Origin of the sequence: Streptomyces sp. NPDC048506 (genome assembly GCF_040651315.1) — a bacterium.
Lineage (GTDB): Bacteria > Actinomycetota > Actinomycetes > Streptomycetales > Streptomycetaceae > Streptomyces.
In genome coordinates this window covers 1-17,710 of the sequence record NZ_JBEZIX010000097.1, presented here as the reverse complement: position 1 = coordinate 17,710, position 17,710 = coordinate 1, and the positions used below count along the sequence as shown (strand labels likewise).

Sequence of the window (17,710 nt, the reverse complement as noted above, 5' to 3'; positions counted from 1 at the left end):
CCAGCCATGGTTGAGGGTTCCGCTTTCCCATACCTAACCAACCGACGCACCTGTCCAGAGGGCACGGCTACCAGCGTTGTGTTAGGAGCTCTTAGCCAGGACCTTCCCGGCGGGGGCGGAGTAGGAGACGGTCTTGTAGGGGAAGCCTGCCGCCGAGGAGTGGTCGACAATCGGCTCGCCCTCACCCTCGCCGAGGGAGACGCTGACATCCTTGGCTCCGCCGCTCGTGGACTTGCGGTCGCCGTCCATGCCTCGCAGGAAGTAGCTCTCCTCCTGCGTCTTCATGGCGTCGGCGCTGGTGCCCTGGCCACCGGTCTGGACACGGACGTGGCCGTAGCCGCGCCACTGGGACCAGGTCTTGAACTTCTCCCGGGTCAGCCCGTCGTCATCGTCGTAGTGCCAGGCGGCGTCGCCGAGGTAGCTGTAGCGGGTGACCTGATCGGGCGCGCCGCCTGTGCGGTCGCTGGTCGTCACGGAGGTGACGACGTACTTGTTGAACCACGACTTGTCCATGTCGTCGCTGGCGCTGCCGCCGATGAACTGCGGGAAGCACCGCGTGGTGTTGGACTCCGGGGCGGGCAGGCCGTCGAAGGAGCAGGCGGGGGCGGAGTAGTTGACGTCGGTCTGGCCGCCGTATTCGTCGTCGATGGTCGACAGGCGGTCCTTGACGTACGGGGCGTAGCCGTCGCCGATCTTGTCGAGGCGGTTGGCCAGCTGGGTGTAGGCGAAGGTGGTCTTCGGCAGGGTGAGGGGCGCGGTGTCGGTGTGGCCGGTGTGCTGGATGGATTCCAGTTCCAGCTGGTAGTCGACGTCGGCCTTGCCCCAACGGTGGTCCAGGGACCAGGAGTCGACCGGGGTTAGGGCGCCATCCTTGAAGACCTCGGTGGTCACGCCCGTGAGGCGCTTGCGGGTCCAGAAGGTGGGGGAGAGGCGCCCTTGGTCGCAGGTGGAGCCAGCTTTGCAGTTAAGGTCCCAGGGCGTGTCGTACCAGTAGAAGCTCTTGGCGTCGATGGTGTCGGCGGCGCAGGTGACCCCGGTCTGGGGCAGGCAGCGTTCGGCGTTGGTGAAGGACACCTGGGCGAGCGGCTTGCCGGCGTAGAGGTCACTGGAGGTGCGGCCGTACTCGATGCGCTTGAGGTAGCCGCCACGGGTGTAGGGGGTGTCGTCGTCCTTGTTCAGGTCACGCCCGTAGGAGTTGGTCTCCTTGTCGTAGTAGTACGCGATGGCGTTGCCGTGCGGGTCGACGACGTAGTCGAGGTTCCAGCGCCAGGCCTGCTGGCACCAGGAGTCCTTGAAGGTGTCCTTGTGGCAGTCCTCGCCGCTGTTGTTGCCGAAGACGGGGACGGTCCACGTCGAGTCCGTGGTGTCCTTGCCGGAGGCCCAGCCAGGCAGCTTGTGGTAGCCGAAGTAGAAGCGTGCCCCGGAGGGGTCGGTCAGCTCCCCGTACTCGTTGTCGTTGTCACCGTTGTCGCGCGCTGAGGAGGTCAGCCGCTTGATCTTCGTCCCGTCGTCGTTCTGGAGCTTCCACTCGTCCTTGCCCGCAGGGACGAGTTCGCCTGCCTTGCCGTTGAAGGAGACGAAGGCGTTTTCATACGACCAGCACAGGTCGCCGGGCTTGTTGCCGTCGGCGTGCTTCTCGCCGTCGTCGGAGCAGGGCTTGTAGCGACGCTCGATGTAGCCGGGCCACAGCTCGAAGCCGTCACCGACCCAGGAGCCTTGGTTGTTGCTGTTGCCGGTGCGCCCGTCGATGGATGCGGAGGAGTACGACAGGCCGACGCTCGGCTTGCGGCCGCCGGGGACCTCGGGGACGGGCATGTCGTAGGACCAGGTGAAGCCGCCCGTGTTGAGGTTGGTGTCCCAGGTCGCGGAGGGGGCAAGACTGGTGCCTTTGTAATCGCCCTTGACGCTCTTGCCGTCACCGACCGCTGCAAGAACGGTGGGGCTGTTTGCGCGTAGCGGCACCGCAGACGCGGTCAAAGTGTGCTTCTCGGTGTTATTGCTGGTGGTGAGTGGCTTCGCGGTGCGGCAGCCGGCCTTGTCCGGGGTGGTCGCCGCACAGGCTGGCAGCTCGACCAGGCGCAGCCGGGAGGCGTAGCCACCCCCGTGGGCTTCGGCGAAGGCCGCGTAATCGACGGTCACTCGCACGGGGGCTGGGGACGCAGTTCCCTTCGTCGCGGCGGCCGTGTTCGGCTGGAGGGTGAACAGCATGCCATCGACGCCGGCCCGGCGGGTCTGCTTCCGGCCGAGGGTTCGAGCGGTCACCGCGCCGGGCGTCGCGGAGTGCCCCGCAGCGGACGATGCCTTGACACCCAGGTCGGGCGTCAGGGTGAGAGGTAGATCCCCGCCCGCACCGGATGTCGATGGTGAAGCGGCGCCTCCTGCGGCAGGACGGAACGTTGCGGAACTGGCCTCGGGCCAAACGCTCCTGGGGTGTGCGGTGGGGATGCGTGGTCCCTTGGCCAGCTTCCGCGGTTTGACCCGCATGCCATCGGCCCCCGGAACGGGTTCTCCGACGTTGGGTCGGCTCGGTGCTCCAGATGGCGCTGCGGCTTGAGCCACCGGGAGAGCCGGTAACAGGGATCCGGCCAGCACTGTGGCGACGCCCATGGCGAGTCTTTGCTGGAGCCGAGTATGCCGGAAGAGCCCACGCATGCCGTTCACTTCTGTCCCCACCCCTTGCTGCTCACCGATCGGAGCCGTCGGCACCGTGGTGTTCCACTCCGGAAGAAAAGTGCGCTGGTGTGTGGCGGACGGTCCGATACCGCCCGCCCCTGATCAGCCCGCTTCGGGCACGTTCGGTACCTCGGTGGGCAGCTCGTACCATTCGCCCGCCAGGCGGCCGATCTGTTCGTCGGTGAGCGCCCCCTGGAAGGTCCATACATCGTCGATCGCGCCGGGCCAGTAGTCCCGGAAGGCGTTGCGTCCCTTCGCCCGGCCGATCTGCAGAGATTTGAGAGCCTTGATGGAGATAACGTCCTCGGCCCAGGGCACCACTTCGGTGCACTGCGCGTCGTCGGCCTGGCCGTCGCCGTCCGCGTCCAGGCAGGCTGCTTCGCCGAGTTCACCGTTGACATAGATGCGCAGCTGCCGGGCGAAGCCGTCGTAGGCGATCGCGATGTGGTTCCAGTCCGTCACGCTGTTCATGGGCTGTGCGTTGCCCGCCCAGTCGTACTCGGTCTCCGCCGTGTCCGACCGGGCGGTGACCGCCTGCCACACCCCCTCACCGGTCTTCGTGGGGTTCGGCAGGAACCCCACGGCGAAACCGCTGGCATTCGTTGCCTCAGCGCTCACCAGGGCCGCCGGGCGCGTGGGTATCGATGCCGCCTGCGCCCATGCGGTCACGGTGAAACTCTCGCTCGTGTCGAGGGGAATCGCGCTGGAGGCGTAGTTCTGTGTGCCGTCCAGCACCAGCCCGCCGTCCCCCAGGAACCCTCCACCCGGAACCTGCTTCGCCCCGCCGCCCAGTGTCATGGCCGGTCCGCGTACCACGGAGTTTGCTCCGGGATCGGCCGTCTGGTCGAACTGCCAGCGGCCGGTCAGGACCGGTCGTCGCTGCACGAGCTGGTGGATCTCGCCCTCGGAGACCGGACGGTCGAAGATCCGGACGTCGTCGACCTGCCCGACGAGGTAGTCGGTGTAGGCACCGCGGTAGAAGGCACGGCCGACCTGCAGGGCGCCGTCGCCGTACCAGGCCTGCGGCGCGGCGGTGCTGCCCTGCAGGATGCCGTTGACGTACAGGCTCACGGTGTTGTCCACCGTGTCGTGCACGGCCGCGAGGTGCACCCACGTACCGATGCTCGCCTTCTGCTTCGAGGCGACGCGTTGCTGGAGGTTGCCGTCGGTGGCGTCCTTGGTGGCCAGCCGGACACTCCACAAGCCACTGGAGGCCTCGTACGAGAGGTAGAAGGCGCTGAGGAAGCTGCCGTCCTGCGCGACAACCGTCTGATTGCGGTTCGCGTCGGTAACCCGGGCCCAGGTGGTGACGGTGTAGGACCGCTCGGTGTTGAAGTGAGCGGCGTCCACCGCGGCATAGTCGTCCTTGCCGTCCAGCGTCAGCGCATTGCCCGCTACCCCTGCCCTGCCGGATTCGGCACCGCCGTGGAGGACGGCCGGCATGACATCTCCGTGACCGGTGACCTGTTGGGCGTCGGCCGGTTCGTCGAGCGGGAAGACCGCGCGGGCAGGTCGCCCGGGGCCATGGATGCGCTCCTTGTTGTACAGCCGGGTGGCTTCGCCGGCGGAGACGGGCTTGTCGAAGATCTGTACCTCGTCGATGGACCCGGGGAAGAAGGACCCGGGCGTACCGCCGTAGGAGCCGGCGCCCAACTGGAGGCCGCGGCGGGCGTTCCATGCGGTGGCGCACGGGGCCTGACCGGCGAGCTTGCCGTTGACGTACAGCTGCAGCATCTTGGCGGTGCTGTCGTACGCGCCCACCAGGTGGGTCCATTCGTTCGCTGTGACGCCGCCGGGCTGGTCGGCCATCGCGCGGGCGATGCCGGCGTCGGGGCTGTCGGCGGTGTACTGGTTGAACACCCACCGCTTGAGGTCGGAGGAGTAGTACAGCTCGAAGCCCGGCCGGTTGTTGCCCGGTTGGGTGGCGACGATCGCCGGGTGGTCGGGGATCTGGCTCGGGCGGACCCAGGCCGAGACGGAGAAGCCGCGCGAGGTGTCCACGACGGGGATGTCGGTGGCCGCGTAACCGTCGGTCCCGTTCAGCGACAGCGCGGTGCCGGCCACACCTTCCGCACCCGGCGTGGCGCCGCCGTGCAGGTCCGCGGTACGGGCCGGGGTGGACCCTCTGGCCTCGGTGGCGCCGGCCGGCTCGTCGAACTGCCAGGTGGCCCGTTCGGGCTGACCGGCCTTCACCCGGAACCGGTAGGTGCGGATCTCACTGTTGTTGCCGGCCGCGTCGAAGGCCTGGACCGTCACGAAGTTCAGCCCAGGCCTCTCCGGCTGGACGGAGATGTTCCGCGCCGCGCCACCAGTCGTTGTCACCGCGTTCTTACCGGACGGGTCTCCGTTGACGCCGTACACATAGCGGTTCACGTCACGGTGCGTGTCCGCCACCGTGAAGGAGCCGTACTGGCCCACCCCGTCGTACCACGGGTCGTCCGGATTCTCCGGATCGGAGGCCGGATAGTCCCCTGAGTCGATCGTGGGGGCCGCGGGCTGCCGTGTGTCGTAGACGAAGTAGCACGCCTCCGCCGCCCCGGTGAACGACCACGGCGAATACTGTGCGCCGTCGTAGGTCCGCACGGCCCAGCTCACCGTCTTGTCCGCCGGAATCGAGGTGGGCAGACTGACGGCGAAGTCCGAGCCGGACTTCTTCGCCGTCGTCAGCCCCGGCTTCCACCGCGCGATGCTGCCCTTGCCGTCGCCGGCGTCCCAGCTGGCCTGGAACTGGACCTGAACCTTGTCGCGATCCGGGTCGGTGACATTGTTGGCGTAGATCTTCCCCCGGGTGCGGATCCGAGCGGGAGCGTCGGACTTCTTGCAGCTGCCGCCGTACTCCATCATCAGCTGCGACGGCTTCACCTGCGGCGGCGGCCGGTTGTACGTCACCCTCAGGTACGCCTTGTCCGAGAACCGCTTCCATGCGTAACCGTCGCTCTCGCTCCCGGCCCTCAACCCGAACGTCAGCGTCGGCCACTTGCTGTCCGCCGCCTCCTGCACCGCAGACCGGACGCCGAATTCTCCGTCCTTGGCCGTGCACCCTTCGTATCCGTAGGCGAAGCTGTCGGAGGCCAGGTGTTTCTGCCAGAACCCAGATTCGTTCTGAGAATTCCAGGTCGTGGAGGTGGAGATGGGCTTGGTGCGCCACAGTTCGACTTCGCGCTTGCTGCAGGAGGCGGACCAGGTGTTACGGACCACGAACTCCGCCGACAGGATCGACTTCCCGGCGAAGGCCGAGGTCGAAATCTGGTAGAAGAGGCGCTTGGTGTCGTTCGGCTGGCAGTAGTTCCAGTTGCAGTAGCCCAGCCCGGCGTCGTGATCGCCGTTGAACTTCCACTGCGGCGAGGATGCCCAGTACTTCGACGCCATCGTCCAGGAGGTCGCCCGCGGGGTGGACCACTGCGGGTCGATGAACACGGGATAGACGGTGTCCTTGCCCTTCAGGACGTTGGCGTCGGGCTTGAGGACGACCTGGTCCTGGTCTGCTGGGACGTCCACCCCCACAGGCGCGAGCTTCCCTGACTCGCCCGCCGAGGGTTCATCGGCGGCGGCACCGCTCGCCTTTCCCGTCGCATTGCGGGAGGTGACCGCCTGGGGAGCCCCGGATCCGGGGCCCGTGCTGCAGTCCCACATCAGCGGTACTGGTGCCTCGAACACCGGCGATCCGGCGCCCCGGTCCACTGCGCTCAGCCCGCCGGCGGCAGTCTCCTTGATATCCACGCCGTCCGCCGCCAGCTTCAGCCGCAGCTGCACCAGCTCCGAACTGCTCGCCGCTTGAGCCGACTTGACGATCAGCAGCTGGGTGAAACCGTCTGCCTGCGCACCCATCCTCAAGTCCACGCCGGGCAGCACGTCGCGGTAGGTAGCCTCCGCACCATCGAGTACCGGAGCGGGCAGCGCCCCTGGCCAGGACAGCGACAGCTTGCGCCCCGCCTTGCGCATCGTCACCAGCGGTGTGTCGCCACCGCCCGAGAACGCCAGGCCTACGGCTGCCGTCTTCGGTTCCACCGTCCCGTTGCTCTGCTTGGCAAGGTCGGTATCGATGTCCTTCCACTGCCCCGACACCCTTGTACGGATCGGGCGCAGGTACTGCCGGGCCTGAAGCTTGCCCTCCGGAGTAGCCACAACGTCGGCCGACTCGCCGCGCAGGGAAGCGACTTCAACTTCCCGGCCGGTGCGTCTGGCCTGTTCCAGGGCGGCGTCCTCGGTAGGAGCCTGGGCATCCGACTTGTGTGCCGCGACGGTGGTCGTGGCGCGCTCCGGCGGCGGGTGAGGCGCGGCCGAAGCGGACGGCCCGAGCAATGCGGGCAGTAGGCCTGCCGACGGCAGCCCGCCCATCCCTGCCGACAGCGCCCGATGAACGCGTCTTCGACGCACCGATCCAGGCATCTCCGTCATCCCCCGCCCACAAAAATGAAGATTCCATGAAGAAGTTGTGGGCGGGAACGTATATCCAATCCGGTTTGCCTGGGTACCTCCATGAAACGCCATTCATGGAGTGGAACCGGCATTCTGGGTTGTGGAGCTGCGTGATGCCATGTCACTACACTGAGGGGTTGTACGGTTTCAAGTCGTATTCGCAGCGAGAACGCGCCAGTGGAGCACCGCCGTTGGGCATACGCCGATGACGAGGCTGCTGTCATCGCGGGTGTCGTCATGGGCGGTGAGCTAGATGCCGATCTCACCGAACAAGCGCAGGCCCTCGAAAGTGGGTGCCAGGGCCGCCTTTTGTCCGCGCCTACAAGAAGGTTCGCGGAAACATGGTTGCAACGAGCAGCCACCTGGCAGGATGCCGGGGCTTGCCCCAGACCCAGTTCTGAGCCGTCGGTGTCAAAAGAACCACCGCCCCAAGGACGCCCCTCCAGCGTCGCTGACTCCAGCCAATGATCTTCCGGATTGTCGGGGACTTACAAGATCCCCGACAGCGTCATCTACTCACTGACGGTCGGTAGCGTGAGGGTCGTGATGGTGGGATCCGAAGAGACCCGGCTGGTCGTACTGCGCGGCAACAGTGCTTCGGGCAAGTCGTCCGTCGCGGCCGGCCTCCGTGAGAGGTTCGGCCGCGGCTTGGCCCTGGTCGGCCAGGACAACCTGCGCCGTATCGTGCTCCGCGAGCGGGACCGGCCCGGCGCCGCGAATATCGGCCTGATCGACCTGACAGCCCGCTACGCCCTGGACGCCGGCTATCACGTCGTGGTCGAGGGCATCCTCTACGCCGACCGCTACGGCGACATGCTCGCCCAGCTGCGTGCCGATCACCGCGGCCCGACCCACGGCTACTACCTGGACGTGCCGTTCGGCGAAACCCTCGCCCGGCATGCCACCAAGCCGATCGCCAATGACGTTAATGAGACGCAACTGCGCGACTGGTACCGACCGCGCGATCTGCTGCCCGACGGCATCGAGACCGTCATCGGCGCCGACAGCGCCCTGCACGAGACCACTGACCGCATCATGCTCGACACCGGCCTGGCCCACCTGCCCGCACGGGACCGCTGACCGTCGCACCGTTGCGACAGGGCTCAGCCGGTTACCCGCAGGCACCCGGCGTTTGCCGGCAGCACCAGCCCCCAGGAATCCGCCCTATGACGTCCTTGGGGTCTCGTAGCGTTTCGGGCGTCAGGCCTATGTGATCCCGTTGTTGTATGGGCCGCCTCGGAAGTACAGGGCGCCATAGTGCTGAGGGCGGTCGCCACGCTCATGCGCGGCATCGGACCGATCGGCGGGAGCTGACCGATTCGCCAGGACGCGCAGTGTCTCCAAGCTGGCCAGGACTTCGGAGCGATGGGCGGAGCTCTTCAACCATCGTGGCAGTCGCGGGATCATGGCCCTTGTCGGACTCGCGCCATGCTCGCGCAAGGTGGCGCCGACATAGGCCGACAGTTCGGTGACGTGCTCTTCGTTGTAGGCCCACAGGATCTGGCCGACACAGCGGGTCTGCAGCCATAGTGGCCTTCGGAAGAACGGATCCTCTGTGCCACCCGGATTCGCCGCGACGAGTCCGGCCCCTCGTACTTCCGGCTCCCAATCGGCGACAGCACCACACCCTCGGCAAGCCAGTCGACGTGGCAGGAACAGCAGCTCCGTAGAGTATTTGGGCTCAGGGAGGCCGGGGCGGGGAAGGACGAGTGCGCGGCCGCTGCATCTTGGGCAGACGACAAGCATGTGGCCGGTGAACTGAACCAGCCACCCTCCCCGGTCGTAGTGGCGCGCGGGGTCGGAGCTCGGCTCGGATTTCATGGCGCACACCATCGCAGGTCAATCGTGTTGGCCGCGACCAGGTTCTCGAACGCGACCTGCGGACACATGTCTGTCGGCGTCCCTGCGGGGGCGTCGCCACTTCTACGTCGCTGGGGAGGGGAGCGTGGCCTCCATGGCGCAGCGCACCACCAGTGACAGCGATAACCAGCACGCACACGGGCATTGCCGGTTTTGACCTGCCGTTGGGCGTCCTGTGAGGATCCCTGCATGAGTGCTCGAATACTTGTGGGGGCATTGCTGAAGATGGCGTTTGGGCCATCTGCGAAGAGGCGCTATCCGACCCCGCTGACAGCTCACCAGCGGTGGATGGTGTCGCTCGACGCTGTTCTGGCCGAGCGGATGTGGGGGCATAGCCACTTGATGCTGTATCCCTTGAAGCGGATCAACCCCACCAACTGCCAGGTGAGCCTGCAACAGAGCTGGGATATCTCCTCCTCACAGAGCCTGCATGCAACCTTGCAGTGGCTGGCCTCGGAGGGACACCGAATGCAGATGGCAGCGGCTATCGGGCACCCGCCCGTCGCGTGGGACTTCGGTCGCTACGTCACCGTCATCCGGCTGGGATTCGGCGCCGGCTACATCGACGAGGTCACCGCCTGGCAACTCCTTGCGAGCGCGGTCGTCCCCGTGGCGCAGAGCTACGCATCGTGGGAGGCGTTCGCGCACGACTTCGTCAGTGGACGCGAGCTGTGGATGCGCAACGCCGGTCGCGACTGGGCCGGTTCCCAGGAGGACTCCGTTCAGGCTGTGCATCGCCTGCTGGACCCCACGAACACCAGCAGCCCGTGGCAACGTGTCCCATGGGACACCATCTACCGCAGCGACCACATCCCTCCTCAAGGCCGCTGACGACGCATCGCCACGAAGACGCGCCGGAACGCGGGGTCGCGCAGCGGCGCCAGGAGCCGTGTGCGGGGGCGGGGCGCGGCGGCCGGTGCCGCCCCGGGGTGCACCGGGCGCGGCCAGACACGGGGGCGGAGACAACCGACAGCACGGTGCGGGCTGAAGGGTGTCGGCGGGCGTCGGTCGACCGGCCGCCGGGTGGCGTGTGCGCGGAGCCATCGGTCGGGCGGCTCCGCGTACGGCGTTGGGTTCAGTCGGTGATGTACCCATCGTTCTTGAGGTACTCCCGGGTGTAGCTGCCGAGGTCGCTCTCGGAGAAGGTGGCGGAGGCCCTGACCGCTTCGATCGGCATCTCGATCTGTCGGGCGTGCGCACGACGATGCGCTGTGGGGCGACCGTTGCGGTGTTTCAGGGCCTTCTTGTGCGCGGGCGAGATCATCTGGAACACGGCGGCGTACGTCGACGTGCACGGGCCGAGCCCCTGGTCCTGTGCCTTCCTCGCGGCGGGCCTGGCCACTTCGCAGACCGTGTCGATGTCCTCACGGCCCAGGGCGTGGAGGTACTGCTCGTACCGCTGGATCGCGCCCTCCTTCGTCCTGGGCGCGGGCTGGTCGCCGGTCGGCCCAGCCGACGGCTTCTCGGTCCGAGCGGGCACGGGCGGTGTGGCCGACGGCTCCTCGGCCGGCGTGGACGAGGACGGCTGCGAAGGCTTCGCGTCCGTGTCCTCCTTCGCTTTGCCCGGACCGCACGCGCACGCCATCAGCGCCACACAGGCCGATACCGCCACGCTCACCATCGTCCGCGCTCTCATTCGGTCCCCTCACCACCAGCCGACAACACGTCAACAGGTCACGCCGGATCCGGCGGGGAACGATTCCCGATCCGGTCCAGGCGGGGTGCCGGCCGGTTCGCGGAGGGCCCGAGTCCGCGTGTGCCGCTGCGCGAGGACCTGTGCGCTGAAGGCGAGGACCTGGGCCGCTCGCACGGCGGTTTCGAATGCGCCTTACGTCACAGGCTGACCACTAAGCTGTCTGATAGGCCCCGGCCGTCGCGATTCCCCCGTACGCGGCGACCGGGGCCGTCTCGTGCCGCTTTCGAACAGACAGTGCCCCAACCCACGGAGAATCACTGAGAGTGACTGCCGGGGCGGCCCGTCAAGCCCGTAATTCAGGGCGCTGTAGGGGTTCCAGCGCGCTCGATAAGGGCGCCGCGCCGTGTCGGCAGGAACTTTGCGTGATACCTCAAGGTCGGCGCTGTACAGGCAAGTTGTTCTTCCGCGAGGCGCGCGCCAAGGAGTCCTTGGAGCGGCCTGCGGGGATAGGGTGACGGCTTCCCCGACCTGCCCCGGAGGTGTCTGCTCGGTGTCCGGCAAAAGCTTCGTCCACCTGCATAATCACACTGAGTATTCGATGCTCGACGGGGCGCAGAGGCTCAAGCCGATGTTCGCCGAGGTCGCCCGGCAGGGGATGCCGGCCATCGCGATGAGCGACCACGGCAACATGTTCGGCGCCTACGAGTTCCAGCAGGTGGCCAAGGAGTACGCCGGTGTGAAGCCGATCATCGGCATCGAGGCCTACGTCGCCCCCTCCTCCCGGCACAGCCGCCGGCAGGAGTTCTGGGGGCCCGGTGGCCAGCGGGCCGTGTCGGACGACGGCGAGGGCTCCAAGGACGTCTCAGGCGGTGGCCGCTTCACCCACATGACCATGTGGGCGCAGAACGTGCACGGTCTGCGCAACCTGTTCTGGCTGTCCACGCAGGCCTCCTACGAGGGGCAGTTCCCGGCCGGCAAGCCGCGCATGGACCGTGAGCTGATCGCCGAGCGCCCGGCGGGAATCATCGCGACGACCGGCTGCCCTTCTGGCGAAATCCAAACCCGCCTGCGCCTGAACCAGTACGACGAGGCGAAGACCGCCGCCGCGGCGTACCAGGACATCTTTGGCCGGGAGAACTACTTCCTGGAGCTGATGGACCATGGCCTGTCCATCGAGCGGGACGTGCGCGAGGGGCTGCTGAGCCTGGCCAAGGAGCTGAACCTCCCGCTGCTCGCGACGAACGACGCGCACTACGTCGCCGAGGACCAGGCCGACGCCCACGACAACCTTCTGTGCATCGGGGTGGGCAAGAACAAGGACGCCCCGAATCGCTTCCGCTTCAGCGGCACCGACTACTACCTCAAGACCGCCGAGGCGATGCGGCGCCTGTTCGCCGAGCTGCCCGAGGCCTGTGACAACACCCTCCTGATCGCCGAACGCGTCGAGCCGTACGACGAAGTCTTCGACTACGTCGACGAGATGCCCCAATACCCGGACGTGCCCGAGGGCGAGACGCAGGAGTCGTGGCTGCGCAAGGAGGTGCTCAAGGGCCTGGCCGTGCGCTACGGCGACCCCGTCCCGCACCACGTCCTGGACCGGTTCGAAACCGAGATGGCCGTCATCGGTCCGATGGGCTTCAGCTCGTACTTCCTGGTCGTTGCGGACATCTGCCGCTACGCGCGGGACAACAAGATCTCCGTCGGGCCGGGCCGCGGCTCGGCTACCGGTTCGATCGTCGCCTACGCCACCCGCATCACCGAGCTCTGCCCTCTTGCGCACGGTCTGCTGTTCGAGCGGTTCCTCAACCCCGAACGCATCAACCCCCCGGACGTCGACCTCGACTTCGACGACCGCCAGCGCGACCAGATGGTCCGCTATGTCACCGACAAGTACGGCGACGAGTTCACCGCCATGGTGAACACCTTCGGCAAGATCAAAGCCAAGAACGCCATCAAAGACAGCTCCCGCATCCTCGGCTACCCCTTCGCGCACGGCGAGCGCATCACCAAGGCCCTCCCACCAGACCAGAACGGCAAGTCCATCCCACTCGACGGGATCTTCGACACCACCCACCCGCGCTACGGCGAGTGCGGCGAGATCCGACAGATGTACGAAGGTGAGCCCGACGTCCGCAGGGTGATGGACACCGCCCGCGGGGTGGAGGGCCTGACCCGCGGCACCGGTGTGCACGCCGCGGCGGTCATCCTGTCCAAGACCCGGCTGACCGACCGCATCCCGCTGCACATGCGCGCCAAGGACGGCGTGAAGATCACCGGGTTCGACTACCCCAGTTGCGAAGACATGGGGCTGATCAAGATGGACTTCCTGGGCCTGCGGAACCTGGGCGTCATCGACCAAGCCATCGCCAACATCCGACACAACCGCTGCGTGAACCTCGCCACCGTAGACCCGCAAGACGGCGACTCCTCGACTCTCGTCATCCCCCTGGACGACGCCACGACCTTCCAGCTGCTGGCCGACGGCAACACCTTCGGGGTCTTCCAGCTCGACGGCGGCGGCATGCGCGCTCTCCTCAAGCAGATGGAGCCCACCCGGTTCGAGGACATCGCCGCAGCCCTGGCCCTCTACCGGCCCGGCCCGATGGCTGCCAACGCGCACACCAACTACGCCCTGCGCCAGAACGGAAGACAGGAGCCGTCGCCGATCCACCCGGAGCTGAAGGAGGCCCTGGATCCCATCCTCGGCTCCACCCACCACCTGCTGATCTTCCAGGAGCAGATCATGGCCATCGCCCGCCAGCTGGCGGGCTACACCCTGGGCGGCGCGGACATGCTGCGCCGCGCGATGGGAAAGAAGAAGCCGGAAGTACTGGCCGCCGAGTGGGAGAAGTTCCACGACGGCATGACCGCCAACCACTACTCCGAGCAGTCCATCAAGGCGCTGTGGGACGTCATGCTCCCCTTCTCGGGCTATGCGTTCAACAAGTCCCACACCGCCGGCTACGGCTTGGTCGCCTACTGGACCGCCTACCTCAAGGCGAACTACCCGGCCGAGTACATGGCGGCGCTGCTGACCTCCGTCGGCGACGACAAGGACAAGGCCGCCGTCTACCTTGCCGACGCCCGCAAGAACGGCGTGCGCGTCCTGCAGCCGGACGTGAACGAATCGGCTGCGGAGTTCACGGCCATCGGCGACGACGTCCGCTTCGGTCTGCGCTCGGTGCGCAACGTCGGCGACAACGTTATCGACGCCATCATCCAGGCTCGCAAGAAGCACGGCACCTTCACCTCCTTCGCCGACTTCCTGGACAAGGCGGAGATCGCCGCACTCAACAAACGGGCGGTCGACTCCCTGATCAAAGCCGGCGCCTTCGACTCGCTCGGCCACACCCGCAAAGGCCTCGCCGCGATCCACGAGGACGCCATCGACTCCGTCATCCCGGTCAAGAAGGCAGCCGCCTACGGCCAGGACGACCTCTTCGCCGACCTGGGCAGCCAGGAAGCCGACACCCCCGCCTTCGGCCTCGACTTCACGATCAGCCACACCGAGTGGCCACGCCGGCAGCTGCTGGCGACCGAACGCGAGATGCTCGGCCTGTACGTCTCCGCCCACCCACTCGACGGCGCGGAACACCTCCTCGCCGCCCACCGCGATGCCTCCATCGCAGAGCTCCTCGGCTCCGGCCGCACCACGGGGGAGATCAAGCTGTCCGGGCTGATCGCCGGCGTGCAGCGCAAGATGACCAAACAGGGCAACCCCTGGGCCATCGCCAACCTCGCCGACCGCGACGGCTCGATCGAGGTCCTGTTCTTCCCGGCGATCTACGAACTCCTCCAGCACGCGCTCGTGGAGGACAACGTCATCGCCGTCCGGGGCCGCATCGAAGACCGCGACGGCACCCTGAACCTCCACGGACGGGAACTGGAGGTCCTCGACGTGTCCTCCCCCGAGGGCGGGAGCCGGCCACCTGTGCAGCTCCACATGCCGGTCCACCGCGTCAACGCCTCCGCCGTCGCGGAGCTGAAACGCATCCTGGGCGCCCATCCTGGCGACTCGCCGGTGCACCTGCGGGTCAGGTCTCCACAGACGACGACGGTGTACGCGCTCGGCAGGCTGGTGAACGCCTCGACCCTCGCCTCCGACATCAAGGGCGCGTTCGGCCCCGAGGCCTGGACGGGCACGACATGACCACCGACCGACCAGCCGCGACCACCACACGGCAGGAGACCGAAGACACCCCCACCTGCCCGCAATGCGGGAGAGCCGGCCTGATGTCAGCCCGCTTCCCCCACACCTGGCACGGGCACAACGGCAAGCCGGTCCGCGGGTTCAAGCAGGCTGTCCTGTGCGCCACGTGCGACGACGGCGAGGAGACAGCCACAGCGTTGTCGGCACTGATCGACGAACAAGGAGCGGTGCGCCCGGAAGACGTCGAGACATTCATCCTGCTGGCTGTCGACTGGACCGGACGGGCTCGTCGCCGAGCACCCGACCCGAAGGCGTTGGCCGAGGAGGAGCAACGCTGGCACCTCGATGAGCTGTGACGAGGCCTCACCGGCCGATGCCGTCCGGGACGGGTTTTTTGATCGGTGAGCGGCGGTTTGGCCTGTTCGGTGCGGGTGGCGGTAGGGCTTCAGCCGGACTGGAACGGTCGGGTGACAGGGATGTGTTCAGCGGACATCGAGGAGGCCTTGGTCGTGCATGGCCACCTCGTCAAGCGCTTCCCTGGCCATGTCGAGAAATGCCTTGCGCTGCGCTATGAATTCCATGCCGGCCTCGTGGACGGTGTTACCCCGGTCTGCAAGACCATCCGCCGTGGCTGCCTCCGCGTACTCCCGAACGTCTTGGACCAGAGAAGCAATCTGATCGACGAGGTTCTGTGCTGCCTCCGCGACGAGCTCGGGACCTTCCAAGATCACCACGAGTCCCGAGCTCTCAGCGTCCTTGAACTTCGGCCTGATCGCGGCGATCCGCGCCTCATCGAGCGATACCGGCGAGTTTCTGGCCTGCAGCTCGCGGAAGAAGGCTTGGTTGTCTCGGTCAGCGGTCCCCAGCGCATCGAGGAAGGAGAGGTAGGCAGCTTGTCGGCGTTCACGGCGCCAGCGCTGGTGCTCGACCCGCAGCTCATTCAACTGAACCCTGTTCTGTGTCGCTTCTCTGCGCTGTTCCACACGGGCTGCGACGAAGGCGGTGAGAGCGGCTCCCATGACGGTGCCCAGCACGCCCACGACTGATACGACGATGGCGGTCATACCCGCGTGCCTTCCCCGTGGAGGTCCGCGTGCACCCCGGCACGGGTTCAGGTGCGTGCCGGCCAGCAGGTGAGGGGGGATCCACAAACCGCCAGGGCGAAACTCAGCCGACCCAGACCAGCGTGTGACCTTCCCGCCAACGAGCCTGCTCAACAGCCTTCTCAGGGAATTCTGCGATCCGCGCAGTCGGCGGCCTGCTTGGGTTCGCTGTCAATCGCCTTGCTTGGATGGCACGGGACACACGCATCACGCCGGGAGGACGCGTTTCCGGAGGAGGGAAAAGCCAGCCCTGCCATACATTTGGCGCTTGATCATTTTGATGCGGATGACATGGCCTTCGACGATTCCCGAGTTCCAGGGCAGTGCGAGACTCGCGATGACAGCGTCGAGATCACGTTCGGAGCCGTTGGCGAACGTTGCATGCTGGGCAAGCCGTCGGCTCGGACTGCCGTGATCCATTCGAGGAGTCGGACGCCCCGGAGCTGGCGGGGACCCGTACGCTCCCCTCACCAATAGCGGCGGGCGGAGGGGTTCGACGTGCTGCGGTTCCAGGGATACACGAGCCTGTGCCCGCAGGGGCGGTCAGAAGCCTCCTGAACTGCCGGAACCGCCTGCCGACGTGGAGGAGGGGCGGTAGTGGAAAGCGAGGCCTGCAAGCTGGTCGGGCCGCGCGGTGCGGTGCGAATTGGGGTGGTCGAAGCGCGGCCGGCGTCCATACAGAAGGAAGGACCTGATGCGGGCTAAACGTCCAAGACGGGTGTTCATGGCATCCTCTCCAGTTTCGGTACGTCGAGGGTACGAAGCGCAGCCCGACTCCACAACGAGGCCGGCGAGTTCGGGTCAGTGCGGCCGAGTCCTCGGTTCCCGGCCCGGTAGGCGTCATCCGTTCCCATTGTGTAGCTGGTCCGGGCTCGGCGTACCGAAGCGCAGCAGCGCCTGCGCGACGGCCAGACAGACCAGTTCGGAGGGTTGGCCTGCCGGAGGGCTGTCCGCTACCTCACCCGCGGGGCGTCGGGGAGTCCGTGAACTGTACTGTTCCGTGTGCCATCTCGGCGGTGATGGCCCAGCGTTCGTGGTCCCTCCATGCGCCGTTGATGTACTGGAAGGCAGTCGAGTAGCCCTCATGCTGGAAGCCCAGACGTTTGACGAGATTCAGCGAGGCGGCGTTGTCCGGCTGGATGTTTGCCTCCAGCCGGTGCAGGTCCAGTTGGCCGAAGGCGAACTGAACCACAAGCCCCAGTCCTTCGGTCATGTAGCCGTGGCCGGTCGTAGAGACGTACGAGGTGTAGCCCAGGGTTCCGGTCTGGAGGGTGCCCCGGATGATGTTGTTGATGTTGACGCCGCCCACGATCGCGCCGGTGCTGCGCAGGCAGATCACGAAGCCTTCATGGGCGGGCTGCTCGAACCGCGCAAGGTAGCTCTCAAACGCTTCGACCGTGTTCTCGCGGGTGCCCAGCCAGCGGCGAAGCATCTCGGCGCTCTCCTGGGCCAGCACGGTGAGCTCGTCGTAGTCCTGGCGGCGGACGTGGCGTATGGCCACTCGCGGCCCTTGCAGGAGGGAACTGGTGGTTGCCATCCGGGGATCCTATGCAGCCTGTTCGTGCACGCGTCCGGCGGCTCATAAGCCCGCAGGTGAGAACGAGGGCAGCCCTCCTGCGGGACAACTGAAGGAATCAGCACGCGGGACGGAGCGCCAGCATTCGGAACTTTTCGTCTACTGAGGTTTTCGTTAGTTCTGTGGGTGTGGTGGGCTCGGTTGGTGGCAGGATCTTGCTGTGCTTTTCGAGTCTCAGTCTGTTCCTTCCGAGGTGTTCGTTCCGCCTTTGACGCGGCCGCAGTTGGCCGAGGCCCGACGTATGCGGGCAGTCGAGTTGTTCGAGCTGGGACATCCTCATGCCGAGATTGCGC

The 17,710-nt window shown here is 66.8% G+C and carries 9 protein-coding genes and 1 pseudogene; 4 read left to right on the top strand and 6 right to left on the bottom strand.

From position 1 onward, the window contains the following. Nucleotides 1–81: 81 nt before the first annotated feature. Both AB0C96_RS41995 and AB0C96_RS41990 read right to left on the bottom strand, forming a co-directional pair. On the bottom strand, nt 82–2,262 hold the full coding sequence (locus tag AB0C96_RS41995; RefSeq protein ID WP_362925453.1) for a SpvB/TcaC N-terminal domain-containing protein: 2,181 nt from the start codon (nt 2,260–2,262) through the stop codon (nt 82–84). 513 nt (nt 2,263–2,775) lie between these two features. Beyond that, on the bottom strand, nt 2,776–7,164 hold the full coding sequence (locus AB0C96_RS41990; RefSeq protein ID WP_362925451.1) for a LamG-like jellyroll fold domain-containing protein: 4,389 nt from the start codon (nt 7,162–7,164) through the stop codon (nt 2,776–2,778). Nucleotides 7,165–7,638: 474 nt separating this feature from the next. On the opposite strand from AB0C96_RS41990, the gene AB0C96_RS41985 reads away from it, so the two are divergent. Both AB0C96_RS41985 and AB0C96_RS41980 read left to right on the top strand, forming a co-directional pair. Next, entirely contained in the window at nt 7,639–8,172 is a 534-nt protein-coding gene (locus AB0C96_RS41985) for an AAA family ATPase (RefSeq protein ID WP_362925450.1), read from the top strand. 1,068 nt (nt 8,173–9,240) lie between these two features. Continuing rightward, nucleotides 9,241–9,783: a DUF1266 domain-containing protein gene (locus AB0C96_RS41980; protein ID WP_362925448.1), complete on the top strand. Its 543-nt coding sequence runs from the start codon at nt 9,241–9,243 to the stop codon at nt 9,781–9,783. A 244-nt stretch (nt 9,784–10,027) separates the two neighbouring features. On the opposite strand, the gene AB0C96_RS41975 is transcribed toward AB0C96_RS41980, so the two are convergent. Continuing rightward, on the bottom strand, nt 10,028–10,588 hold the full coding sequence (locus tag AB0C96_RS41975; protein WP_362925446.1) for a hypothetical protein: 561 nt from the start codon (nt 10,586–10,588) through the stop codon (nt 10,028–10,030). Nucleotides 10,589–11,138: 550 nt separating this feature from the next. Between AB0C96_RS41975 and dnaE the strand changes: the two genes are divergently transcribed. Together dnaE and AB0C96_RS41965 are read left to right on the top strand one after the other, a co-directional pair. Beyond that, entirely contained in the window at nt 11,139–14,738 is a 3,600-nt protein-coding gene (gene dnaE / locus AB0C96_RS41970) for a DNA polymerase III subunit alpha (RefSeq protein WP_362925444.1), read from the top strand. Continuing rightward, nucleotides 14,735–15,094: a DUF6300 family protein gene (locus AB0C96_RS41965; RefSeq protein ID WP_362925443.1), complete on the top strand. Its 360-nt coding sequence runs from the start codon at nt 14,735–14,737 to the stop codon at nt 15,092–15,094. Before dnaE ends, AB0C96_RS41965 begins: the two co-directional genes overlap by 4 nt. Nucleotides 15,095–15,220: 126 nt before the next feature. On the opposite strand, the gene AB0C96_RS41960 is transcribed toward AB0C96_RS41965, so the two are convergent. The 3 genes and pseudogenes from AB0C96_RS41960 to AB0C96_RS41950 all read right to left on the bottom strand — a co-directional run bounded on the left by AB0C96_RS41960 (nt 15,221) and on the right by AB0C96_RS41950 (nt 17,378). Then, on the bottom strand, nt 15,221–15,802 hold the full coding sequence (locus AB0C96_RS41960; protein WP_362925441.1) for a hypothetical protein: 582 nt from the start codon (nt 15,800–15,802) through the stop codon (nt 15,221–15,223). Between the two features lie 246 nt (nt 15,803–16,048). Then, a pseudogene (locus tag AB0C96_RS41955) lies at nt 16,049–16,216 on the bottom strand (ISL3 family transposase); the annotation flags it as partial. 583 nt (nt 16,217–16,799) lie between these two features. Continuing rightward, nucleotides 16,800–17,378 (bottom strand): GNAT family N-acetyltransferase, encoded by a 579-nt coding sequence (locus AB0C96_RS41950; RefSeq protein WP_362925439.1) that lies wholly within the window; start codon nt 17,376–17,378, stop codon nt 16,800–16,802. Between the last annotated feature and the right edge of the window lie 332 nt (nt 17,379–17,710).